The organism is Streptomyces sp. NPDC058335 (genome assembly GCF_042723915.1).
Taxonomy (GTDB): domain Bacteria; phylum Actinomycetota; class Actinomycetes; order Streptomycetales; family Streptomycetaceae; genus Streptomyces.
This window is the reverse complement of record NZ_JBHXHX010000001.1, coordinates 295,718-317,272: the sequence shown is the minus strand read 5'-3', so window position 1 is coordinate 317,272 and position 21,555 is coordinate 295,718. Positions and strand designations below refer to the sequence as shown.

General features: G+C 69.6%; 16 protein-coding genes. 11 read left to right on the top strand and 5 right to left on the bottom strand.

Annotated elements, in window-relative coordinates; genetic code table 11:
- Positions 1 to 195 precede the first annotated feature (195 nt).
- The 4 genes from ACFWJX_RS01420 to ACFWJX_RS01405 all read right to left on the bottom strand — a co-directional run bounded on the left by ACFWJX_RS01420 (position 196) and on the right by ACFWJX_RS01405 (position 5,472).
- A complete protein-coding gene (locus ACFWJX_RS01420) occupies positions 196 to 1,821 on the bottom strand; it encodes a CocE/NonD family hydrolase (protein ID WP_383235070.1) in 1,626 nt (541 codons plus the stop codon).
- Between the two features lie 352 nt (positions 1,822 to 2,173).
- A complete protein-coding gene (locus ACFWJX_RS01415) occupies positions 2,174 to 3,328 on the bottom strand; it encodes a serine hydrolase domain-containing protein (RefSeq protein ID WP_383235067.1) in 1,155 nt (384 codons plus the stop codon).
- 92 nt (positions 3,329 to 3,420) lie between these two features.
- Complete coding sequence (locus tag ACFWJX_RS01410) at positions 3,421 to 4,347, bottom strand: family 43 glycosylhydrolase (protein WP_383235064.1); 927 nt, start codon at positions 4,345 to 4,347, stop codon at positions 3,421 to 3,423.
- Positions 4,348 to 4,443: 96 nt separating this feature from the next.
- Complete coding sequence (locus ACFWJX_RS01405) at positions 4,444 to 5,472, bottom strand: LacI family DNA-binding transcriptional regulator (RefSeq protein WP_383235061.1); 1,029 nt, start codon at positions 5,470 to 5,472, stop codon at positions 4,444 to 4,446.
- 291 nt (positions 5,473 to 5,763) lie between these two features.
- On the opposite strand from ACFWJX_RS01405, the gene ACFWJX_RS01400 reads away from it, so the two are divergent.
- From ACFWJX_RS01400 to ACFWJX_RS01380, 5 genes are all read left to right on the top strand, one after another.
- Complete coding sequence (locus tag ACFWJX_RS01400; RefSeq protein WP_383235059.1) at positions 5,764 to 7,359, top strand: ABC transporter substrate-binding protein; 1,596 nt, start codon at positions 5,764 to 5,766, stop codon at positions 7,357 to 7,359.
- A 28-nt stretch (positions 7,360 to 7,387) separates the two neighbouring features.
- A complete protein-coding gene (locus ACFWJX_RS01395; protein ID WP_383235056.1) occupies positions 7,388 to 8,326 on the top strand; it encodes an ABC transporter permease in 939 nt (312 codons plus the stop codon).
- Positions 8,323 to 10,299, top strand: coding sequence for a dipeptide/oligopeptide/nickel ABC transporter permease/ATP-binding protein (locus ACFWJX_RS01390; protein ID WP_383235054.1), 1,977 nt, complete (start codon positions 8,323 to 8,325; stop codon positions 10,297 to 10,299). Before ACFWJX_RS01395 ends, ACFWJX_RS01390 begins: the two co-directional genes overlap by 4 nt.
- Positions 10,296 to 11,300, top strand: a complete 1,005-nt coding sequence (locus ACFWJX_RS01385; protein ID WP_383235052.1) for an oligopeptide/dipeptide ABC transporter ATP-binding protein — start codon at positions 10,296 to 10,298, stop codon at positions 11,298 to 11,300. The genes ACFWJX_RS01390 and ACFWJX_RS01385 overlap by 4 nt, the downstream gene beginning before the upstream one ends.
- 73 nt (positions 11,301 to 11,373) lie before the next feature.
- Positions 11,374 to 12,816, top strand: a complete 1,443-nt coding sequence (locus ACFWJX_RS01380; protein ID WP_383235049.1) for an alpha/beta hydrolase — start codon at positions 11,374 to 11,376, stop codon at positions 12,814 to 12,816.
- 83 nt (positions 12,817 to 12,899) lie between these two features.
- Here ACFWJX_RS01380 and ACFWJX_RS01375 read toward each other — a convergent pair whose 3' ends face one another.
- The gene (locus ACFWJX_RS01375; RefSeq protein ID WP_383235046.1) at positions 12,900 to 13,547 is read right to left on the bottom strand and encodes an enoyl-CoA hydratase-related protein; all 648 of its coding nucleotides are present in this window, start codon (positions 13,545 to 13,547) and stop codon (positions 12,900 to 12,902) included.
- A 302-nt stretch (positions 13,548 to 13,849) separates the two neighbouring features.
- On the opposite strand from ACFWJX_RS01375, the gene ACFWJX_RS01370 reads away from it, so the two are divergent.
- The 6 genes from ACFWJX_RS01370 (at position 13,850) to ACFWJX_RS01345 (ending at position 21,351) form a co-directional block, all read left to right on the top strand.
- The gene (locus tag ACFWJX_RS01370) at positions 13,850 to 15,475 is read left to right on the top strand and encodes a carboxyl transferase domain-containing protein (protein WP_383235043.1); all 1,626 of its coding nucleotides are present in this window, start codon (positions 13,850 to 13,852) and stop codon (positions 15,473 to 15,475) included.
- A gap of 29 nt (positions 15,476 to 15,504) precedes the next feature.
- Entirely contained in the window at positions 15,505 to 17,562 is a 2,058-nt protein-coding gene (locus ACFWJX_RS01365; RefSeq protein WP_383235040.1) for an acetyl/propionyl/methylcrotonyl-CoA carboxylase subunit alpha, read from the top strand.
- A complete protein-coding gene (locus ACFWJX_RS01360; protein ID WP_383235037.1) occupies positions 17,562 to 18,626 on the top strand; it encodes a hydroxymethylglutaryl-CoA lyase in 1,065 nt (354 codons plus the stop codon). The genes ACFWJX_RS01365 and ACFWJX_RS01360 overlap by 1 nt, the downstream gene beginning before the upstream one ends.
- A gap of 72 nt (positions 18,627 to 18,698) precedes the next feature.
- Positions 18,699 to 19,874 (top strand): acyl-CoA dehydrogenase family protein, encoded by a 1,176-nt coding sequence (locus ACFWJX_RS01355; protein ID WP_383235906.1) that lies wholly within the window; start codon positions 18,699 to 18,701, stop codon positions 19,872 to 19,874.
- Complete coding sequence (locus ACFWJX_RS01350; protein WP_383235034.1) at positions 19,874 to 20,686, top strand: CoA transferase subunit A; 813 nt, start codon at positions 19,874 to 19,876, stop codon at positions 20,684 to 20,686. The genes ACFWJX_RS01355 and ACFWJX_RS01350 overlap by 1 nt, the downstream gene beginning before the upstream one ends.
- Positions 20,686 to 21,351, top strand: a complete 666-nt coding sequence (locus ACFWJX_RS01345) for a CoA transferase subunit B (RefSeq protein WP_383235031.1) — start codon at positions 20,686 to 20,688, stop codon at positions 21,349 to 21,351. The genes ACFWJX_RS01350 and ACFWJX_RS01345 overlap by 1 nt, the downstream gene beginning before the upstream one ends.
- Positions 21,352 to 21,555 lie beyond the last annotated feature (204 nt).

Genomic DNA, 21,555 nt, shown 5'->3' with positions numbered 1-21,555 from the left:
GAGCGCAGGCCTGAAGCCGGGCTCCACTACGTTCGCACGTACCGCCAGACCTCCCATCCACCAACCTGACAGCACCGGTCGGCTGCATAGGAAGGTCTCCACGATTCGAGGGGATTGACCCCGACTCGAGTCCACTCCCTCTATGTTGGCGGGCACGGCGCGACAGCCTGGCTCCCCGGCTCTCGGTTGACATGGCTATTGGTGACACCCCGAGAGCGTCGGCAGGAGCACGCGGGAGACCGCGTCGGCGTCGTGGTGGACGGTGTGCGTGCACGGGCGCAACTCGCTTCCCGTGCCGGGCAGGGCGCCGGTGCCCTCGTTGCGTGCGTACCGTGGATGGGAGCCGCCGGCGATCAGCAGACGTACCCGGTGTCCGGCCTTGACCTCGTGTGCGCAGGCGTCCAGCCGTACGCGCACGGTCTGCACCTGGTCGATGGGCGAGGTGGGATCCAGGCGGAGCAATCCCTCGGCGAAGTTGCGGGACACGCCCTTGGGGTCGACGTCGCAGAGCCGTACGAAGACGTCGGCGTGCGGGTTGCTCCTGGTGTGCGCCAGGTCGACGACCGGTACTCCCATGATCTCCAGCGGCTCGGTCAGCGGGGCGGTGGTGAAGGTGAGCACATCGAGGCGGCTCTCCAGTTTCGCGTTGTCCTTGCTTCCGGCGTCGATGCTGAGCAGTGGGCCGCCGACGGTCGGCGTGGGGTGCGCCGGGTCGTAGACGTACGTGGACGGCGCGCCGCCGCCAGGTTCGTCGGCCAGGAGTTTGCCGTCCGGCTGCAGGTAGCGCACGGTCTCGCCCGCCGCCGGTGGCCATTCGGCCAGCTGTCGCCAGGCGCCCTGCCCGGTGACGTACACCTCGACGGGGGTGGCGGACCGTGGCTGTGCCGGTGCTTCGTCGGCGAGGTGCGTCTGAAGCCATTCGAGATTGTCGCGGAGCAAGCGCCCCATGCCCTTCTGGCCCAGTTCGTTGTGGGTCCACGGGCCGACGGTGAGCGAGACGTCGACCCCACGCGTACGCAGCGCCTGGTACTGGTGGAGGGTCTGGTCGACAAAAAGGTCCTGCCAGCCTGCGGTGAGCCGCACCGGGACGTTCACCCGCTGAAGAGCCTCGTCGAGCTTGAGCCGATCCCATACCGGATCGTTGGAGTGAGGAGTCGTCAGCCATTCGCGGAACCACTGCGCGCGGTGCTCGGTCGCCGCGTCGGTCGCGTCGGCCAACGGGAGGGCGTCGAAGACCGGGGCCAGCCGTCGCTTCATCGTCAGCGCCCGGGCCACAGCCCGCAGCCCGGTGAATCGCTCCTGATTGATCATCATCGCTGCCCAGTGCAGGAAGTCGCCCACTTGGAACGCTCCGCCTCCGTAGACCGCGGTGTGCATGTTGTGCGGGGCGATGGCGATCAGGGAGGTGCGCAGCTCGGGGGGCGGATCCATCAGCAGTGCCCACTGGGTCCAGCCCACATAGGATCCCCCGGAGGTCGCGAGCCGCCCGTCGAACCACGGCTGGGTCCGCAGCCAGGCCACCGCGTCCTGGGCGTCATCGGCCTCGTTCGCCATCGGGTAGAAGTCTCCCGTGGAGCCGAAGGTGCCGCGGCAGCTCTGCAGCACGACGTGGTACCCGTGGCCCGCGTACATCCTCGCTTCCAGGTTGTCCGGGAAGCCGCGCCCGTACGGCGAGCGCACGAGGACCGTGCCCTTCGGTCGGTCGGTGACGGGGGCGTAGTGGTCCGTCACCAGAATGGCTCCGTCGCGCGCGGGCGTCGGGAGGTTCCGTTCGACCCGGTAGTCGTATCGCGGGGCCGGCAACGCCAGCAGGCGAGCCATGACCCGGTCGGTTACGCGAGCGGCCAGGCTCGGCGGTGCTGAAGCGGTGTGAGGCGGAAGCGCGGTGGTCATTGCCTGATTTCCGGTTCTTTCGGTGGACGGGTTCGGAACGTGACTCGTCGGCACGAGATTCACAGGTGACTCACGGGCGGACGCGCAGCGTGCGGAGGGGACGTCGGCGCGCTGTGCTTGACGATCGCCGGCGCCGACCGGAGAGCCGTCAGGCAGACCCCGGCTGTGGAAAGGGTGAGGGAGTCCGCTTCGGATCGACTGCGCGTCGATCGTCGGCAGCGGATCCCGGCTTTCCGGTCGCCGCCGGCAGGCCATCGGTCTTCATCGTGGCGAAGCCGGCTCAAAGGGTAGGGCGAAGCGCGTCGAGGATGTCCAGGGCTCGGGTGTCCCCGGCTCCCCGCACATCGTTGCTGACGAAGCCGAACCCGATTCCATGGGTCGGGTCGGCGAAGGCGAGCTGGCCGCCGGTGCCGTCATGGCCGAAGGACGACGAGGTCAGGAACGGGCGGTCGGGGCTGTCGAGCATGAAGCCCGTTCCCCAGCTGGGCTCAGGGATGCCCTGGGGGCCCAGGATCTGTGGCCCGCAGGACTGGACGTGCACCATGTCCGTCACCACGTCCTTCGCGAGAGGCTGGGTCGCGCTCGTGGGCAGGATCGTCGAGGACCAGATCCCGGCGAGTGCCTGTGCGGTCGCGACCGCACCGCCACCGGGGACTTCGGCGGCCTGGATGTCAGGGTCGTTCAAGCCGGTGCCCGTTCCGGCGAGCGTGCCGGGGAAGGCGCCACCGAGGGTGAAGGATCTTTTCACAGGGGCGAGCTCCGGGGAAAGCGGCAACGCGTCGACGTTGATGTCGGGGTCCATCGCGAGAACCGCCACCGATGCCAGTTCCCGGCGCGGCACGCCGAACCACGCACGGGCGCCGAGTGGCCCGGTGACCAGTTCTGTGAACGCCTCACCCACGCTCCGGCCGGTGACGCGGCGGACCACCTCGCCGACCAGCCAACCGTAGGTGAAGGCGTGGTAGCCGTGACCGGTGCCGGGCTCCCACAGTGGCGCCTGGGCGGCGAGCTTGTCCACGACGGGATGCCACGCGAGGACGTCGGCCTTCGTGATGTCCTCGGTCGGATAGGACAGGCCGGCCTGGTGCGAGAGCAGCCACCGTACGGGGATGGTCTCCTTGCCTGCCTGGCCGAACTCTGGCCAGTAGGTGCTGGCCGGTAGGTCGAGGTCGATCTTTCCGGCTTCCACGAGCCGGGCGACGAGGACGGCGAGGAGCCCTTTGCTGCAGGAGAACGTCACGGTGGGGGTGTCCTGGTTCCAGGCACGGCCGTCGCCGGCGTCAGCCGCTCCGCCCCACAGATCGACCACCTTCTCGCCGTCGACCATGACCGTCAGCGCCGCGCCGCCGCGTGAGCTGCGGGTCAGCGCCGCGGCAAAGGCGTCGGCGACCTTGCCGTAACCCGTGGCGACGAGACCGTCGTGATGAGCGTGCATGTTGTCCTTCTCAAGGGTTCTCGGTCAGGCACCCGCAGGATGCACAGTGGTGAATGGATTTAGCAAGATGCTCGGGATTTGGAATTCACCACTCATCCGACGATGTGGAGGCCTTCGTCGGGTGTGTAACGAACAGGGATCGGGTCGGACAGCTCACCCGCGAACAGCCCGTCGCGCTCTTCGGTGAAGCCCATGAGGTTCCAGCCCCCGGCCGCGTCCCGCACCAGGCGTGGTGCGTAGAGGTTCTCCACCAGCACGGGCCGCGCCTGTGCCATGTCCCACGGGCCGGTGAGGGAGGGGCCGGGCACCACCCAGATCTGGTGGGTCAGGGGCTGTTCGGCGTAGTTGCTGCAGAAGAGCAGGAGCGGCTGGCCGTCGACGACGGCCACCTGCGGGACTTCCAGGTGGCCGAATCCGGCCGGTTCGGTCAGCGGCGGCCGGACCTGCCAGGTGAGCAGGTCCGGTGACCAGGCGTGTCCGATCACTCCACCGCCGTGGGCAGGACGCTGCTTGGCGTAGGCGGTGATGAGCATGTGCCATCCGTCCCCGGCCGGGTCGGCGAAGACGAAGGGATCGCGCCACGCCTCGCCCGGCCACGCGGAGGGGTCACAGTCCTCGTACCAGGTGGGGTCGGGCTCTACCAGGGCCTTGTCGCCGTGGCGCTGCCAGACGTCCAGGTCGTCCGACACGGCCAGGCCTATGCGCTGCACATGGCGGTCGGCGGCCTGGGTGAGGCCGGTGTAGAAGAGGTACCACCGCCGGTCCGGGCCGCGGACCACGCTGCCGGTCCAGGTGGCGAGGTCGTCCCAGGCGGGCGCGTCGGCGGCCGTGAGGGCATCGGCGCCGAGTTCCCATGTGCGCAGGTCGGTGGAGACGGCGTGCCCGATCGACGCCCTTCGGTGACGGCGTTCGGGATCGTGCAGGGCGCGGGAGGCGCGGAGGAAGAAGGCGTGGTGCCGGCCTTCGTCGTCCCGCGCGTACCAGCTGTCCCAGACCCAGTGGTCGGCCAGACGCAGCATGCTGTGGTCTCCCTTGCTCAATCGATTTAGCATCATGGTGTGCTGTACGGCTCCCACGCAAGGGCCAGCTCGTCGCGCTGTTGTGTACCGGTGATGTCAGTCGGCGCGAGGGGCGCCGATGGAACCGCGCTCCCGCAGGGGCATCGGCACCCAGCGCACTCCCGGACCGGGATCCTCGTCGAGCAGTAGCCGGACAGCCAGTCGCCCCATGTCTTCGTGGGGCAGGGCGGCCGTGGTGAGCCCGGGGCGGAGCCAGGTGGCGATGGGATCGTCGTCGAAGGAGACGACCGAGATGTCGCCCGGGATGCTCAACCCCGCCTCGGCCACGGCCTGGTAGGCGCCGAGGGCCAGTCGGTCGTTCATGCAGATGACCCCCGAGGGCGGGTTGGCCCGCCCCAGTAGCGCGGTCATGGCCTCATACCCGTGCGAGGGTTCCCATTCGGCGGTGTACTCGGCGCCGACGAGCCGCAGACGGCGATCGGCGAGGGCCCGCCGTATGCCCCGCAGCCGTGGGCGGACAGCGAGGGACTTCCACGGGTCACGCTCCTTTTCCTCCGTGCGCCCGATGACGGCGAGTCGGCGGTGTCCGTGGACGAGGAGTGCGGTGGCCACGGTATGCCCCGCCTCCTCGTCGGCCGGCAGTACGGAGGGCAGCCGGTCGTCCGAGGTGGCGTTGAGCAGGACCGTGGGGCGGCTCAGGATCTCCTGTGGGACCGCGATCCTGCGGCTGTACATGGCGGCGTAGACGATGCCGTCGACCTGGCGGTCCAGCATCGCCTCGATCGCCTCCCGCTCGAGATCGGCGTTGCCCTGGGTCTCGGCGATGAGCAGCACGTGTCCTTGTTCCCGTGCCGCGTCGAGAGCGCCCCGGATCATGTCGCCGGCGAAACGCGTGGTGGCGACCGTGTCCGACACGAAGGCGACGGTGGAGCTCTTGCGGGTACGGAGGCTGCGGGCCGCGGCGTTGGGACGGTAGCCCAGTTCCTCGGCGGCGGCGAGGACGCGCTGCTGCGCGTCCTCGGACAGCCGGGTCCCCGGTCGCTTGTTCAGTACCAGCGAGGCCGCGGTCGTGGACAGTCCCGCGCGCCGGGCCACGTCGGCCAGTGTCACCCGCCGCTGGGGCATGCGCTCCTCCAAGCATGGCTCGTGCCGTCCGGCGTTCTCGACCCGGGGCCCCTACCCCCGTTCGGGGGGATTGACGGGGCATCCGGTCGAGCGCATCCTGCTAAAACCTTTGAGCAAGGTACACCGAGATCTCGCCACCGCGGGATATCTGAAGTTCGTGGAGCCGCGAACGGGCCTCCTGCACCATCAGGCGGCCTTCCTTGATCGTCTTGACGCCAGGCAGACGCATCCCGCATACCTCGCGCCGGGTTCTCGCGCGCTAAATCGATAAACTCCCCAGAGTCGCCGGAGATGAACGTGTCCATTCGCCTGTCCCACCGCAGATTCCAGGCACCCCGACCGCGCAGCAGCGCGGCAATCGCGGTAGTTGCCGCCACCGCCCTGGTCCTCACCGCCTGTTCGGGGGGCGCGTCCTCGAAGGGCGGCGCCGGGAGCGTGGGCGACGACCTCACCTTCGGCGCTCCGCTGTCGCCGCCGAGCCTGAACCCGGCGGTCGGTGACCCCTCCTACGACTCCTTCTACCAGTGGGCCTACGACCCGCTGGTGGTCATGCAGCCCGACGGCACGTTCGGCCCCGGTCTCGCGGTCAAGTGGGGCTACGTCGGCAAGGGCAACCGCGCCTACGAGCTGACCCTGCGCAAGGGCGTCAAGTTCAGCGACGGCACGGCGCTGGACGCCCAGGCGGTGAAGACGTACCTGGACTACGAGAGGTCCCAGAAGACCGGCGGCATGGCCGGCCTGTTGGGCAACGTGGAGTCCATCGAGGCCACCGGCCCCCTGACCGTGCGGCTCAAGCTGCGCGCGTCCGACCCCAACCTGACGTTCGCGTTCGCCCAGGCGTTCGGCGCGGGGAACATCGCCAGCCCGAAGGCGCTGGCCAAGCCCGCGTCGCTGGACAACGGTACGGCCGGAGCCGGTCCGTACATGCTGGACGCGAGCCGGACGGTCGCCTCGGACCACTACACCTTCGTGCCCAACCCGCACTACTGGAACAAGGACCGGCAGCACTGGAAGCAGGTGACGATCCGCGTCATCCCCAACTCGTCGTCGATGATCCAGGCGATGCGGGCCGGTCAGATCCAGGCGGCGCTGGGCGACGCCACCACACTCCAGGCGGCCGCGGGCGCCGGACTCACCGTCCTGGCCCCGCAGCAGGCCATGACCGGGCTCAACCTCGCGGACCGGCAGGGCAAGATCAGCAAGCCGCTGAGCGACGTCCGAGTGCGGCAGGCACTGAACTACGCCGTCGACCGCAAGGCCATAGCCAAGGCGCTGTATGGCGACGAGAAGCTGGCCCTGGCCCAGTACGCCCTCCCCGGACAGGCCGGATACGACGCCTCTTTCGACGCCACCTACCCTTACGACCCGGCGCGGGCCAAGAGCCTCCTCGCCGAGGCCGGATACCCGGACGGGTTCACGCTTCCCGTGCTCGACACCACTGTCGTCGGGCTCGACAAGATGGCGCAGGCGGTGTCCGGCCAGCTGTCGAAGGTCGGCGTCAAGCTCCAGATCACCACGAAGCCGACCGCGAACGACTACTTCGTCGCGATGGTCTCGGGGAAGTATCCGGCCCCCGTGATCGCGTACGGCCTCGCCAACATGGCCACACTGCACGTCGGCGTCGTCAATCCGCAGGGGCCGTTCAACCCCTTCCACACCTCCGACCCGCACCTCGACGAGCTGTACAAGCAGTACTTCGCGGCGGACGAGAAGGACAGCGCCGCGCTGCAGAAGCAGATCAACGCCTACCTCATGAAGCAGGCATGGGCACTTCCCGTCGTCGGCGCACCGCTGAGCTACTACCTCGCCAAGGGCCTCACGGGTCTTGAGGCCACGACGGCCAACTCCGGGGTTCCCACGTTCGCCGATCTGCGCCGGGAGGGCTGATGAGCGCGTCCGCGAAGAGAGGTGACCGATGGTAAGGCTTGTCCTGCGCCGCCTGGCCTGGGCAGTCCCGCTGGCACTCGTCGCCTCGGCGGTCTCCTTCGTCCTCGTGGCGCTTTTGCCGGGCGACGCAGCCCGCTCCCTGCTGGGGCAGAACGCCACCGAGGCCCAACTGGACACCGCACGCCATGAACTGGGCCTGGACCAGCCCCTGTGGGTCCAGTACTGGAGGTGGCTGTCCAGGGCGCTGCACGGTGACTTCGGCACCTCGCTGATCAACCGGCAGCCGGTGACCGCTCAACTCGACGACCGGCTCTGGCCGTCGCTGTCGCTGATCATCGGCGCCACCCTCCTCGCCGCCGTCGTCGGGATCCTGCTCGGAGTCCGCGGTGCGCAGCGAGGCGTACTGGGCCAGGCGGTCAAGTCGGGATCCATCATCGGTCTCGCCATTCCCGACTTCTGGCTGGGGCTCGTCCTGGTCGTCCTCTTCGCGGTGAAGCTGCCCTTCTTCCCGCCCACGGGCTATGTGGCACTGCCCGAGGACCCGGCGGCGTGGTTCGACTCCCTGGTCCTGCCGGTAGTCACCCTGGCGGTCCCGGCCACCGCCGTGATCGCCAAGCAGAGCCGCGACGCCGTGGCGACCGCGCTCGACCAGCCCTTCGTCCGCACGTTGCGGGCGGCCGGGGTGCCGGAACGGTCCGTGGTCTACCGGCACGCGCTGAAGAACGCCGCGGTCCCGGTCCTCACCGTGATCGGCACGGTGTTCGTCGGCGCCCTCGGCGGGGCCGTGGCCGTGGAGTTCATCTTCGCCATCCCCGGGCTGGGAAGCACCGCCGTCCAGGCGACCGCCTCCCATGACCTGCCACTGATCGAAGGAGTCGTCGTGTACTTCACGATGATCGTCATCGCGGTGAACCTCCTCGTCGATGTGGCTTACCACGTCGTCAACCCGAGGGTGCGCACATCATGACGACGAATGCCGTGAACAGGGAGGTCTCCCAGGCCTCCGCACAGACGGTGAAGCCGGCGCCCGAACCCCGGGGGCTGCGCCGCGCCCTCGGCCGGCACCCACTGGGCGCTCTGGCGACGGCCTACCTGGTTGTGCTGGTACTGGCCGGGCTGTTCTCCTCCGCCATCGCCCCCTATTCACCCGATGAGCAGGATCTGAGCACCGTACTCAGCGGCCCGACGGGTGCGCACTGGCTGGGCACCGACACGGTGGGCCGCGACGTGCTCAGCCGCCTGCTGTACGGAATCAACCCCGCGCTCGTGAACACGCTCACCGCGCTGGCGGTGTTCCTGCTGCTGGGTGTGCCGCTGGGCATCCTCGCCGGCTACCGGGGCGGCTGGCTCGACACCGCGATCAGCCGGACGGCCGAACTCATCCTCGGCATCCCCGCGATCATCATCGTCCTGGTGGTGCTCGGTGTCTTCTCCTCGAGCCCCACCGCGGCCATGATCACCCTCGGTGTGCTCGGCGCACCGGGTCTCGTCCGGCTGGTGCGCGGCGCCACGCTCGTGGTCCGCGAGGAACTGTTCGTCACCGCCGCCCTGGTGGCCGGTGTACGCCCTCTGCGGATCATGAGCGGCCACGTGCTGCGCCGGGTGCTCGGCCCGATTCTGGCCCAGGCGTCGGTGTTCGCCGGCGTCGGCCTCGGTTTCCAGGCCGCGCTCGCCTTCCTCGGCGTCATGTCCGCGGGCGACCGGCCGAGCTGGGGAGAGATGATCAGCCAGGCATCCACCGTCGTCACCTCCGACGGGTGGCTGCTCGTTCCTCCCGGGGTGACGATCGCCCTCACCGTGCTGGCATTCGGTGTGCTCGGCGATGCCATCCGCGAGCAGACGGCCTTCGAACACAGGACAGTTGCACCGCGCGGACGCCGGGCGGGACGCGGCCGCAGGACGAACGCGGCACAGCGGGCGAGGGTGGTGACACCGTCGGGCAGTCCGGATGACGGCCTGCTCCACGTGCGGGGACTCACCGTGGCGGCGAGCACGTCCGGCCGGGACACCACCCTGGTCAGCGACGTGACGTTCAGCATCGGCGCCGGAGAGACAGTCGCCGTTGTCGGAGAATCCGGATGCGGCAAGAGCATGACCGCCCTCGCGCTGCTGGGGCTGCTGCCGGACGGTGTCGACGTCACCAGCGGCGAGGTCGTCTATCGCGGTACGGACCTCGTGGACGGCGGCCCCAAGGCATACCAAGCCGTCCGCGGCTCCGGCATCGCCTACATCGCCCAGGACGCACTCGGCAGCCTCGACCCCACCTATACGGTCGGCAGCCACCTCAAGGAAGTCATCCGCCGCCACGAACGGCTCTCCGGACCCGCGACGCGCGCACGAGCCGCCGAACTGCTCCACCAGGTCAAACTGCACAACGTCGACCGCGTGCTCGCCTCGTACCCGCACGAGATATCCGGCGGCATGGCCCAGCGCGTCAACATCGCCCTCGCGCTCGCCGGCCGGCCGAAACTGGTGATCGCCGACGAACCCACGACCGCGCTGGACGTCACCGTGCAGGCGGAGATCCTCGCTCTGCTGCGCGAGCTGCAGCAGAGCACCGGCATGGCGATCCTGCTGATCACCCACGACTGGGGCGTCGTCGCGGACATCGCCGACCGGGCCGTCGTCATGTACGCCGGGGAGGTGGTCGAACAGGCCCCTGCCCACAGGCTGTTCCACGCACCTCGCTTCCCCTACACCGCGGCGCTGCTGGCCGCCGATCCGAGCACCGCGCAGGCGGGGGCACGACTGCCCACGCTGCCCGGCCGGGTGCCTCCCCCCGGGGCCTGGCCCACCGGATGCCGATTCGCCGGCCGGTGCGTCCATGCGCGCGAGGAGTGCACCGGCGGGCCCGTCCCTCTCCTGCCGGTCGGCCCTGACGCGGCCGCCCGCTGCATCCGCACCGAGGATCTCGTCCGTGAAGGAGCACTACCGCTATGACCGAGGAGCCGTCTCCCGTTCTGGACGTCCGCAACGTCAGTGTGGGATTCAGACGCCGACGCCGGGAGCCGCTGTTCCAGGCACTCGACGACGTGAGTCTGACCATCCCGCGCGGTACGACCATGGGGCTCGTCGGAGAGTCGGGATCGGGCAAGTCCACGCTCGCCAAGGTGGTGCTGGGCCTCGCGCCCACTCAATCCGGCAGCGTGCGTCTGCTCGGCGAGGACACGACTCACCTGAAGCCTGCGCGAAGGAGGAAGCTCGGCAGCTCTCTGCAAGCCGTCTTCCAGGACCCGAACAGCTCCCTCAACCCTTCCTACACCGTGGGCCGCAGCCTGGCGGAGCCGATGCTGGCCCAGGGCATCCGCTCCCGGGAGATCATCGCGCGCCGGACGGCGAGGATGCTGGAGGACGTGGGACTGGACCCGGCCGCCGCCGCGAAGTACCCGCGCGACTTCTCGGGCGGGCAACGCCAGCGCATCTCCATCGCCCGTGCCCTGATGACCGAGCCCCAGCTGGTGATCTGTGACGAGTCGGTCAGCGCGCTGGACCTGTCGGTCAAGGCCCAGATCCTCAATCTCCTGTCGGACCTCCAGGACGCACATGGAGTCGGCTACCTGTTCATCTCGCACGACATGTCCGTCGTACGGCACATCTGCCACGACGTCACGGTCCTGTACCGAGGGCAGGTGATGGAGGCCGGACCGACCCGCCTGGTGACACAGGAACCCGCACACCCCTACACCCGGGCACTTCTGCTGGCCGCCCCGGTCGCCGACCCCGCCGTGCAACGCAAGCGCCGCGCGATCGCCGCGGCCGGTGAACTCGCGAACGGCGACCCCCAGCCGGGGAGCGGATGTCCGTTCGCCGCCCGATGCCCGGTGGTTCAGGAACGCTGCCGGCAGACCCGGCCGGAGGCCCGGACGACGGCCGACGGCCGGACGGTCGCCTGCCATCGCTACCCCGAGTGGCAGAGCGAGATCACCGACATCTCGCGGTAACCCCCTGCCGGGCGCAGGACGCAGGTGACATCACCCCCGCACGTTCCGAACCGATTCAGCCCGAAGGATCTGTATGAGCCTGCTTCGCCTTTCCGCCCGCATCAGCGGAGTCCGTGCCGCGCTGTTCGCCCTGTGCGTCGCCGCGGGCACGGTCACCGGCCTCGCGCCGGGATCCGCATCGGCCGCGAGCGGGGACCTGCCGCCGATGCCGGGGACCGTGCCGGTCGCCGGCGCGACGATCACCGGAGAGCAGTGGGTCACCCAGCGCACCGTGTCGCTGACCGTCGCGACGCCGTCGTTCACCGCACCGGCCAAGGTCGAGGTCACCCTGCCGACCGGCTACGCGGCCGACCCGACCCGCCGGTGGCCGGTGACGTACTTCCTGGTCGGCACCAACGGCGACCAGACGAATTTCCGTACCACGATGAACGGCGAGAGCCTCACCTCCTCCTACCCGTCGATCGTCGTCTCACCGAGCGCGAGCCCGCTCCAGGGAGTCATCGACACCGGCGACACCATCCCTGGTGGAAACGCCGGGTACTGGAGCGACTGGTACAACAACGGTGCGGGTGGCCCGCCGATGTACGAGACCTTCGTGACCCAGCAGCTCATCTCACTGATCGAAGCGAACTTCCGTACCGTTCCCGATCGCGCCCACCGTGTGGTCCTCGGTGCATCGATGGGCGGCTACGGCGCCCTCATGCTCGCCGCCAGGCACCCTGATCTGTTCGCCGCGACCTCAAGTCTGTCCGGAGCGGCTGACAGCAACTGGGTTCCCGGAGCCGCCGTCCTCTCGCTCAGCCCGGCTCTGGACCTCGCCCTTCCGGACTCGATCTACGGGCCCCGCGTGACCAACGAGATCCGCTGGCGCGGGCACAACCCGACCGACCTGGCGGGAAACCTGGGCAGTGTCGACGTGCAGCTCTACACCGGAAACGGAGTTCCGGGAGCCGCCGAGCTGAGCGATCCCACCAGTCCGGTCGGCTGCGTTCTGGAGTCCGGCATCGTCAACCCGGAGACGTACAGCCTGCACAACCGGCTCCTCGCGCTCGGCATCCCGCACACGTTCACCGCGTACAACTGGGGATGCCACACGCCCGCCATGTTCAAGCAGGAGATCACCGCAAGCCTCAGTCGGTTCACGGACCGGTTCTCCCAGGGAACTTCGGAACCGGCAACCTTCGACTACCGGTCCATCGAACCGGAGTTCAAGGTGTTCGGCTGGTCGGTCGCGGCTGACCCGAACCGCGCGTTGGAGTTCTTGGACCTGCACCAGGCGAGTGCCGACGGGTTCACCGTCACGGGCAGTGGAACGACCCGGGTCACGACACCGCCCCTCTTCCACAGTTCCAAAGCCGTCACGGTCGTGATCAACGGCGTGCCCAGCAGCGTCGTGCCGGATACCGACGGACGTCTCACCGTCGTCGTCGGTCTCGGCCCCGCCGACCAGGACCAGCAGTACTCGATCGGCGGCGCCACCAACCTGCACACCAGCGTGGTCCGGTTCACCGGCTGATCCTTTTACCCGACGACTTCAAAACGATCCTCTAGGGGAACGGCACATGTCGCGCGCCGGGCTTACGCCCGCTGACGGACGGATCAGCTGTTCAGCGCCCAGCGTGGTGGGCGCCGCTCACGGAACGCGCGCATCCCTTCCGCGGCCTCCTCGGAGGCGAACAGGTCGGCGGAGAGCCTCACCATCTCGGCTCCCCGCTCCTCGATCGTCCGGCGCGTGCGCGCCGCGGTCAGCTTCTTGGACTCGGTCAGTCCCTGTCGCGAGCACAGGCGCAGGGCTGCGAGAAGTTCCGCGACGCGCTCGTCCGTCGCCTGTGCGCCGTCCGGGGCCTCGGTCAGCAGACCGATGTCGGCCGCCGTGGCGCCGTCGAAGGTCTCACCGGTCAGGAAGTAGCGCCCCGCCGCTCGTTCGTCGAGGCGGGGCAGCACGGCGAGGGAGATGATCGCGGGGGCGAGGCCGAGGCGGACTTCGGAGAAGGAGAAGGTCGTGTCGGCGGGAGCGACCGCCATGTCAGCGGCCGCGACCAGGCCTGTGCCACCTGCCCGGGCGTTCCCTTTCAGGTGGGCGATGACCGGTACAGGCGTCTCCACGATCTTTCGCAGCAGTTCCAGCAGGGCCTCGGCGCCCTGCCGCATGCCCCCGTCCGCAGCCTCCTTGAGGTCCGCTCCGGCGCAGAAGGTCGGGCCGGTGTGGGTGAGGACGACGGCACGGACGCTCTCGTCGGCGGCCACGTGATCCAGGCCGGCGAGGAGCTGCTCGACGAGTGCGGCCGAGAGGGCGTTTCCGGTTGCCCGGTGAGTCGAGGGTGAGGGTGGCGATGCCGGCCTTGATGTCGGTCGCCACCAGGCCAGGGGTCTGTTCGGTCATGACTTCTCCTTCGTTGCCGCGCCGCGAACGTGACCCACGTCTCTCGACAGGCGTTGTTAACGAGGGCTAACGTCCAGGACGCTAGTTAACGTTAACTAACATTTCTTGCCAAGCGTGTGCCACCTCCTGGCTCGTCTGCCAGGTGGTCCGCGCGAGGAGGCATCGCATGAACACTCTTGCCACGGGGCCCCGGCTCACGACCGCGGCCGATCCGCTCTCACAGACGTTCCGGCACAACGAGGCGAGACACGCCGCGGAGGTGGCGGAGCTGCGCAAGCGGCTGGCCGAAGCGTCCGAGGGCGGCGGTGAGCGGGCCAGAGACAAGCACGTTGCCCGCGGCAAGCTGCTGCCGCGCGACCGCGTGGAGACCCTGCTCGATCCCGGGTCGCCCTTCCTGGAACTGGCGCCGCTGGCGGCGTACGAGATGTACGACGGGGACGCGCCGGCGGCCGGAGTGGTCGCCGGGATAGGCCGCGTGGCCGGACGCGAGTGCGTAGTCGTCGCCAACGACGCCACCGTCAAGGGCGGTACGTACTACCCGTTGACGGTCAAGAAGCACCTCCGCGCGCAGGAGGTCGCCCTGGAGAACCGGCTGCCGTGTATCTACCTGGTGGATTCCGGCGGCGCGTTTCTGCCCCGGCAGGACGAGGTCTTCCCCGACCGCGAGCACTTCGGGCGGATCTTCTACAACCAGGCGAACCTGTCGGCCCGGGGCATCCCGCAGATCTCGGCGGTGATGGGTTCCTGCACGGCCGGTGGCGCGTACGTCCCGGCGATGAGCGACGAGACGGTCATCGTGCGCAATCAGGGAACGATCTTCCTGGGCGGTCCGCCGCTGGTGAAGGCGGCGACCGGAGAGGTGGTCACCGCGGAGGAGCTGGGCGGCGGTGAGGTGCATGCCCGCGTCTCCGGAGTCGTGGACCACCTGGCCGAGGACGACGCCCACGCACTGCGCATCGTCCGCGACATCGTGGCCACCTTCGGCCCGCGGGTGCCCCGGCCCTGGAACGTCACCCCGTTCGAGGAGCCCGCGGTGGACCCCGCCGGTCTCTACGGCGTCGTCCCGGCGGACAACCGCACCCCCTTCGACATACGGGAGGTCATCGCCCGGATCACCGACGGCTCACGCTTCGCCGAGTTCAAGGCCGAGTACGGCCAGACCCTGGTGACCGGCTTCGCCCACGTCCACGGGCACCCGGTGGGCATCGTGGCGAACAACGGCATCCTCTTCGCCGAGTCCGCGCAGAAGGGCGCCCACTTCATCGAGCTGTGCGACCAGCGCGGCATCCCTCTGCTGTTCCTGCAGAACATCACCGGTTTCATGGTGGGCCGCGCCTATGAGAACGGCGGCATCGCCAAGCACGGCGCGAAGATGGTCACGGCGGTGGCCACCACCCGGGTCCCGAAGCTGACGGTCGTCGTCGGCGGATCGCACGGCGCGGGCAACTACTCGATGTGCGGGCGCGCCTACTCCCCCCGTTTCCTGTGGGTGTGGCCGGGCGCCAAGATCTCCGTGATGGGCGGCGAGCAGGCCGCGACCGTCCTCTCGACCGTCAAGCGGGACCAGTTGGAGGCTCGCGGCGAGGAGTGGTCCGCCGAGGCCGAGGAGCAGTTCAAGCGCCCAATCCGCGAGCAGTACGAGCAGCAGGGCAGCGCCTACTACTCCACCGCGCGGCTGTGGGACGACGGGATCATCGACCCGCTCGACACCCGCACGGTGCTGGGTCTGGCCCTGACCGCCTGTGCCAACGCCCCTCTCGCCGAACCGCGGTTCGGCCTCTTCCGCATGTGACCCTCTCGTTCCCATCCCAGGAGTTCCAGGTGTTCGACACCGTCCTCATCGCCAACCGTGGCGAGATCGCGGTACGGGTCATCCGCACCCTGCACCGGCTCGGCATCCGTGCCGTCGCCGTCCACAGCGCGGCCGACGCGGGGGCCCGGCACGTACGCGAAGCCGATACAGCACTCGGCTTGCGTCCCGGCGGGCCTGCCGACGGGTATCTCGACATCCAGCAGATCGTGGACGCCGCCCGTCGTACCGGTGCGCAGGCGATCCATCCCGGCTACGGCTTCCTCTCGGAGAACGCCGACTTCGCCCGGGCCGTCACCGAGGCAGGGCTGGCCTTCATCGGCCCTCCCGCGTCCGCGATCACGCTGATGGGCGACAAGATCCGCGCCAAGGCCACCGTGAGCGCGTACGGGGTTCCCGTGGTGCCGGGCAGCAGCGGCAGCGGACTGACGGACGATCAGCTCGCCGAGGCGGCGTCGCAGGTCGGCCTGCCGGTGCTGCTCAAGCCGTCGGCGGGCGGCGGTGGCAAGGGCATGCGTCTGGTCCGGGAGTCGGCTTCTCTGCGGGAGGAGATATCCGCGGCCCGGCGCGAGGCGCGCGGTTCCTTCGGCGACGACACCCTGCTGGTCGAGCGCTGGATCGACCGTCCCCGCCACATCGAGATCCAGGTGCTGGCCGACGCCCACGGAAACGTGGTGCACCTGGGCGAGCGCGAATGCAGCCTCCAGCGCCGCCACCAGAAGATCGTCGAGGAGGCCCCGTCCGTCCTGCTCGACGAGGCCACCCGGGCGGCGATGGGCGCGGCGGCGGTCGAGGCCGCCCGCTCCTGCGGCTACACCGGCGCGGGCACGGTGGAGTTCATCGTCTCCGCCGACCGCCCGGACGAGTACTTCTTCATGGAGATGAACACCCGGCTCCAGGTCGAGCACCCGGTGACCGAGCTGGTGACCGGCCTGGATCTGGTCGAGTGGCAGGTGCGCGTCGCCGCCGGTGAAGTGCTGCCCTTCGGCCAGGAGCAGGTCGGATTCGACGGCCATGCCATCGAGGTCCGTCTGTACGCCGAGGACCCGGAACGGGACTTCCTTCCCAGTGGTGGGCGCGTGCTGACCTTGCGGGAACCGGCGGGCGAGGGGGTTCGCGTGGACTCGGGCCTGGTCGAGGGCTACGAAGTCGGAAGCCGTTACGATCCCATGCTCGCCAAGGTGATCGCCCACGGCCCGGACCGCGCCACCGCGCTGCGCCGGCTGCGCGCCGCCCTCGACGACACCCGGGTGCACGGAGTCACCGTCAACGCCGGGTTCCTGCGCCGGCTGCTCGACGACGGTGACGTGGTGGCCGGACGCCTGGACACCGGGCTGGTCGAGGCCCGGCTCGGCTCGCTGGTGCACGCCATGATGCCGCCCGAGGTTCCGCTGGCCGCCGCGCTCGCGACTCAACTCGCCCGGGAACCCGCCACGGGGCAGGATCCGCAGGCGTGGGTCGACCCCTTCTCCGTACCGTCCGGCTGGCGGATCGGCGGGCCGGCCTGGACCACGCACCGGTTCCTGGACGGCGACCGCGCGCCGATCGAGATACGCGTCCGCCGCACTCCCCACGGCCCGGGCCGGTACGAGGTGTCCTGCGAAGGCGCCGCACCCATCTCGGCCGACCTACGCGGCGACGGGACCGGCAGAGTGCTGCTGGCCTGGGGAGGCCAGACACAGCGGCTCGACCACACGGTGGAGACGACCGCGGCCGGAGAAGTCGTGCACTGGCTCTCCCGCGGCGCCGACACCTGGCGGCTGCGGACCTTCGATCCGGTTGCCGCGGCCGGCGCCGACGCCGGAGCAACCGCGGGCGGCGCACTCACCGCACCCATGCCCGGCACGGTCACCCTGGTGAAGGCGGCCGTCGGAGACACCGTCACCGCGGGTCAGGTCGTCCTCGTCGTCGAGGCCATGAAGATGGAACACGCCCTGACCGCACCCTTCGACGGAACGGTCGCTGAGCTGCGCGCCGCACCGGGCGCCACCGTGGCCCTGGACGAAGTCCTCGCCGTCGTGGAGCCCGCAGCGGCCGACGAGGCGACGAACGAGGAGGGGGCTTCCTGATGCCGGAGCCAAGCCACAAGACCCGGTTGACGCGGCCCGCCGGACCTTCACGACCGTCGGTTCCCGATCACCTGCTCCCCGCCACCTCGACTCTGTCCGGACTGCCGGACGCGGTCCGCATCCACGAGGTCGGGCCGCGCGACGGACTGCAGAACGAGTCCGCGGTCGTCCCCACCGACGTCAAGGCGGCGTTCATCCGCCGTCTGGCGGCCGCCGGACTGACCACGATCGAGGCGACGAGCTTCGTACATCCGACGTGGGTGCCCCAGCTCGCGGACGCCGCCGACGTCCTCACCGCCCTGGCGGACGAGCCAGGCCTGCCGCACTCCACCGACCTGCCCGTACTCGTCCCCAACGAACGCGGCCTGGACCGCGCCCTGGCGCTGGGGGTCCAGCACATCGCGGTCTTCGGCAGTGCGACCGAGACGTTCGCCCGGCAGAACCTGGGCCGCACGGTCGACGAGTCGCTGGAGATGTTCGCCCCGGTCGTCCGGCGCGCCACCGAGAGCGGCCTGCGGGTGCGCGGCTATGTGTCGATGTGCTTCGGCGACCCGTGGGAGGGGCGCGTACCCGTGCCTCAAGTGGTCGATGTGGTCCGGCGCCTGGCCGACCTGGGATGCGACGAAATCAGTCTGGGAGACACCATCGGCGTGGCCACGCCCGGCCTGGTGCACGAGCTTCTGGAGGCGCTGGCGGACGCCGGGATCACGACGGACCGGCTGGCCGCGCACTTCCACGACACCTACGGGCAGGCGCTGTCCAACACGCTGGCCGCTCTGCAGGCCGGCATCACCGTCGTGGACTCCTCGGCCGGTGGACTGGGCGGCTGCCCGTATGCGAAGAGCGCCACCGGCAACCTCGCCACCGAGGATCTGGTGTGGATGCTGGGAGGCCTCGGCATCCACACCGGGGTCGACCTCGCCTCGCTGGTCGACACCAGTGTGTGGATGGCCGGGCAGCTCGGGCGCCCCAGTGCCTCGCGCACGGTGCGCGCCCTTGCAGGGCAGCCCACCGACCCCCACGGCCTCGACACCCGTTCGGGAGCGGACAGCCCGGCCGCCTGAAATCCCGCCCCTCCCATCCGCCGACAGCTGCCCGGCCCCTTGCCCATCCGTCATGAGATTGAGGACGACATGTTGAACCACCGGCTCAGTGACGAGCACGAACAACTGCGGCGCACAGTCGCTGAGTTCGCCCGCGATGTGATCGCCCCGGTGATCGGCGGCCACTACGAGCGGCACGAGTTCCCGTACGAGATCGTCCGGGAGATGGGCAAGCTCGGCCTCTTCGGGCTGCCGTTCCCGGAGGAGTACGGCGGCATGGGCGGGGACTACCTCGCTCTCGGCCTGGTCCTGGAGGAACTCGCCCGCGTCGACTCCTCAGTGGCCATCACGCTGGAAGCGGGCGTCTCGCTCGGCGCCATGCCCATCCATCTCTTCGGGACACCGGAGCAGAAGGCCGAGTGGCTGCCCCGGCTCTGCGCCGGTGAGATCCTCGGCGCCTTCGGCCTCACCGAACCGGGCGGCGGCTCGGACGCCGGGGCGACCCGCACCACCGCGCGCCTGGACGAGGCCACGAACGAATGGGTGATCAACGGCAGCAAGTGCTTCATCACCAACTCCGGTACCGACATCACCGGGCTGATCACCGTCACCGCGGTCACCGGCACCACGGAGAGCGGGACCAAGGAGATCAGCGCGATCATCGTCCCCGCGGGCACCCCGGGCCTGACGGTGGCGGCGCCGTACTCCAAGGTCGGCTGGAACGCCTCCGACACCCGGGAGCTGTCCTTCGCCGACGTCCGGGTTCCGGCGCACAACCTCCTCGGCGAGCGCGGCCGCGGCTACGCCCAGTTCCTGAAGATCCTCGACGAGGGCAGGGTCGCCATCGCCGCGCTCGCCACCGGTCTGGCCCAGGGCTGCGTGGACGAGTCCCTGAAGTACGCCCGCGAGCGGGAGGCGTTCGGCCGTCCCATCGGCGCCAACCAGGCCATCCAGTTCAAGCTCGCCGACATGGAGATGCGTGCGCACACCGCACGCCTGTCCTGGCACCACGCAGCCTCGAAGCTGGTCTCCGGGGAGCCCTTCAAGAAGGAAGCCGCACTCGCCAAGCTCTACAGCTCCGAGATCGCCGTCGACAACGCCCGCGACGCCACCCAGATCCACGGCGGCTACGGCTTCATGAACGAGTACGCCGTCGCCCGCTTCTGGCGTGACGCCAAGATCCTCGAGATAGGCGAGGGCACCAGCGAGATCCAGCGCATGCTCATCGCCCGGCAACTCGGCCTTGCCGACCTGGAGGGGGCACGCTGATGGACAAGGTCATCACATCGGCGGCCGAAGCGGTCGCGCTCATCCCTGACGGAGCGTCTTTGGCCGTCGGCGGATTCGGCCTGTGCGGCATCCCCTCGGCGCTGATCCAGGCGCTGCTCGAGCGCGGCACGACGGATCTGAAGGTCGTGTCGAACAACTGCGGGGTCGACGACCGGGGCCTGGGCGTGCTCCTCGAAGCCAGGCGCATCGTCCGCGCCACCTCCTCCTACGTCGGAGAGAACAAGGAGTTCGCCCGTCAGTACCTCTCCGGTGAGATCGAGCTGGAACTGGTCCCCCAGGGCACCCTTGCCGAACGGCTGCGCGCCGGCGGCTGCGGCATACCCGCCTTCTTCACCCCCGCCGGCGTCGGCACCCAGGTCGCCGAGGGCGGGCTGCCCTGGCGCTACGACGCCGAAGGCGCCGTGACCGTGGCCTCCCCGAAGAAGGAGGTGCGCGAATTCCGCGGTGCTGGGTACGTACTGGAGGAAGCCATCACCACCGACTTCGCGCTCGTCCGGGCGGTCAGAGGGGACCGGCACGGCAATCTCGTCTTCGCCAAGTCGGCCCGTAACTTCAACCCCCTCGCGGCGATGGCGGGACGGGTGACCATCGCGGAGGTCGAGGAACTGGTCGAGCCCGGCGAGCTCGACCCGGACACGGTCCATCTGCCGGGCGTGTTCGTGCAGTCGGTGCTTCCCCTGAGCGCGGCGGAAGCGGCGGACAAGCGGATCGAGAAGGTGACGGTGCGCCAGGTCCCGGCGGTCGTCGATGGAGCGCCGGGACAGCCTGGTGCGAGGGGAGGACAGAACTGATGGCCTGGTCCAGGGACGAGATGGCCGCTCGGGCGGCCGCCGAACTGACCGACGGATCGTATGTGAACCTCGGCATCGGACTGCCGACGCTGGTGCCCAACCACCTGCCGCCCGGCGTGCACGTGGTCCTGCAGTCCGAGAACGGCATACTGGGCGTCGGCCCCTATCCCACCGCCGATCAGGTCGATCCCGACCTGATCAACGCCGGCAAGGAGACCGTGGCCGTACTGCCGGGCGCCTCCTTCTTCGACTCCTCGCTGTCCTTCGGAATGATCCGGGGCGGGCACATCGACGCGGCGATCCTCGGCGCCATGCAGGTCTCCGCCACCGGCGACCTCGCCAACTGGACCATCCCCGGCAAGATGATCAAGGGGATGGGCGGGGCGATGGACCTCGTGCACGGCGCACGGAAGGTCGTCGTGCTGATGGAGCACGTGGCCAAGGACGGCACACCGAAGATCGTCCAGGAGTGCACGCTCCCCCTGACCGGCAAGAACTGCGTGCAGCGCGTCATCACCGACCTGGGTGTCATCGACATCACCCAAGACGGCCTCGTTCTGACCGAAACCGCGCCCGGGATCTCGGTGGAGGAGGTGCGCAGCAAGAGCGGAGCAGGCATCACGGTGGCTCCCGCGCTCGGCGTCCCCAAAGAACGTGCCGGCTGACCGGGCAACCGCAGGCCGACCGGCCCGAGGTGGATGCGCGCGGGCCGGCACACCGGGCCGACGCCGATGCCGATGCCGTGCGCCAGAACGGCGACGTCCGTCCCTGTGATCTCGCGAACCTCCGCCATGGCGTTCGGCGACACCGGAGTCCTCATGCCGAAGACTCCGGTGTGGTGTCCTGTTCCGCGGCGGTCACCGACGGTC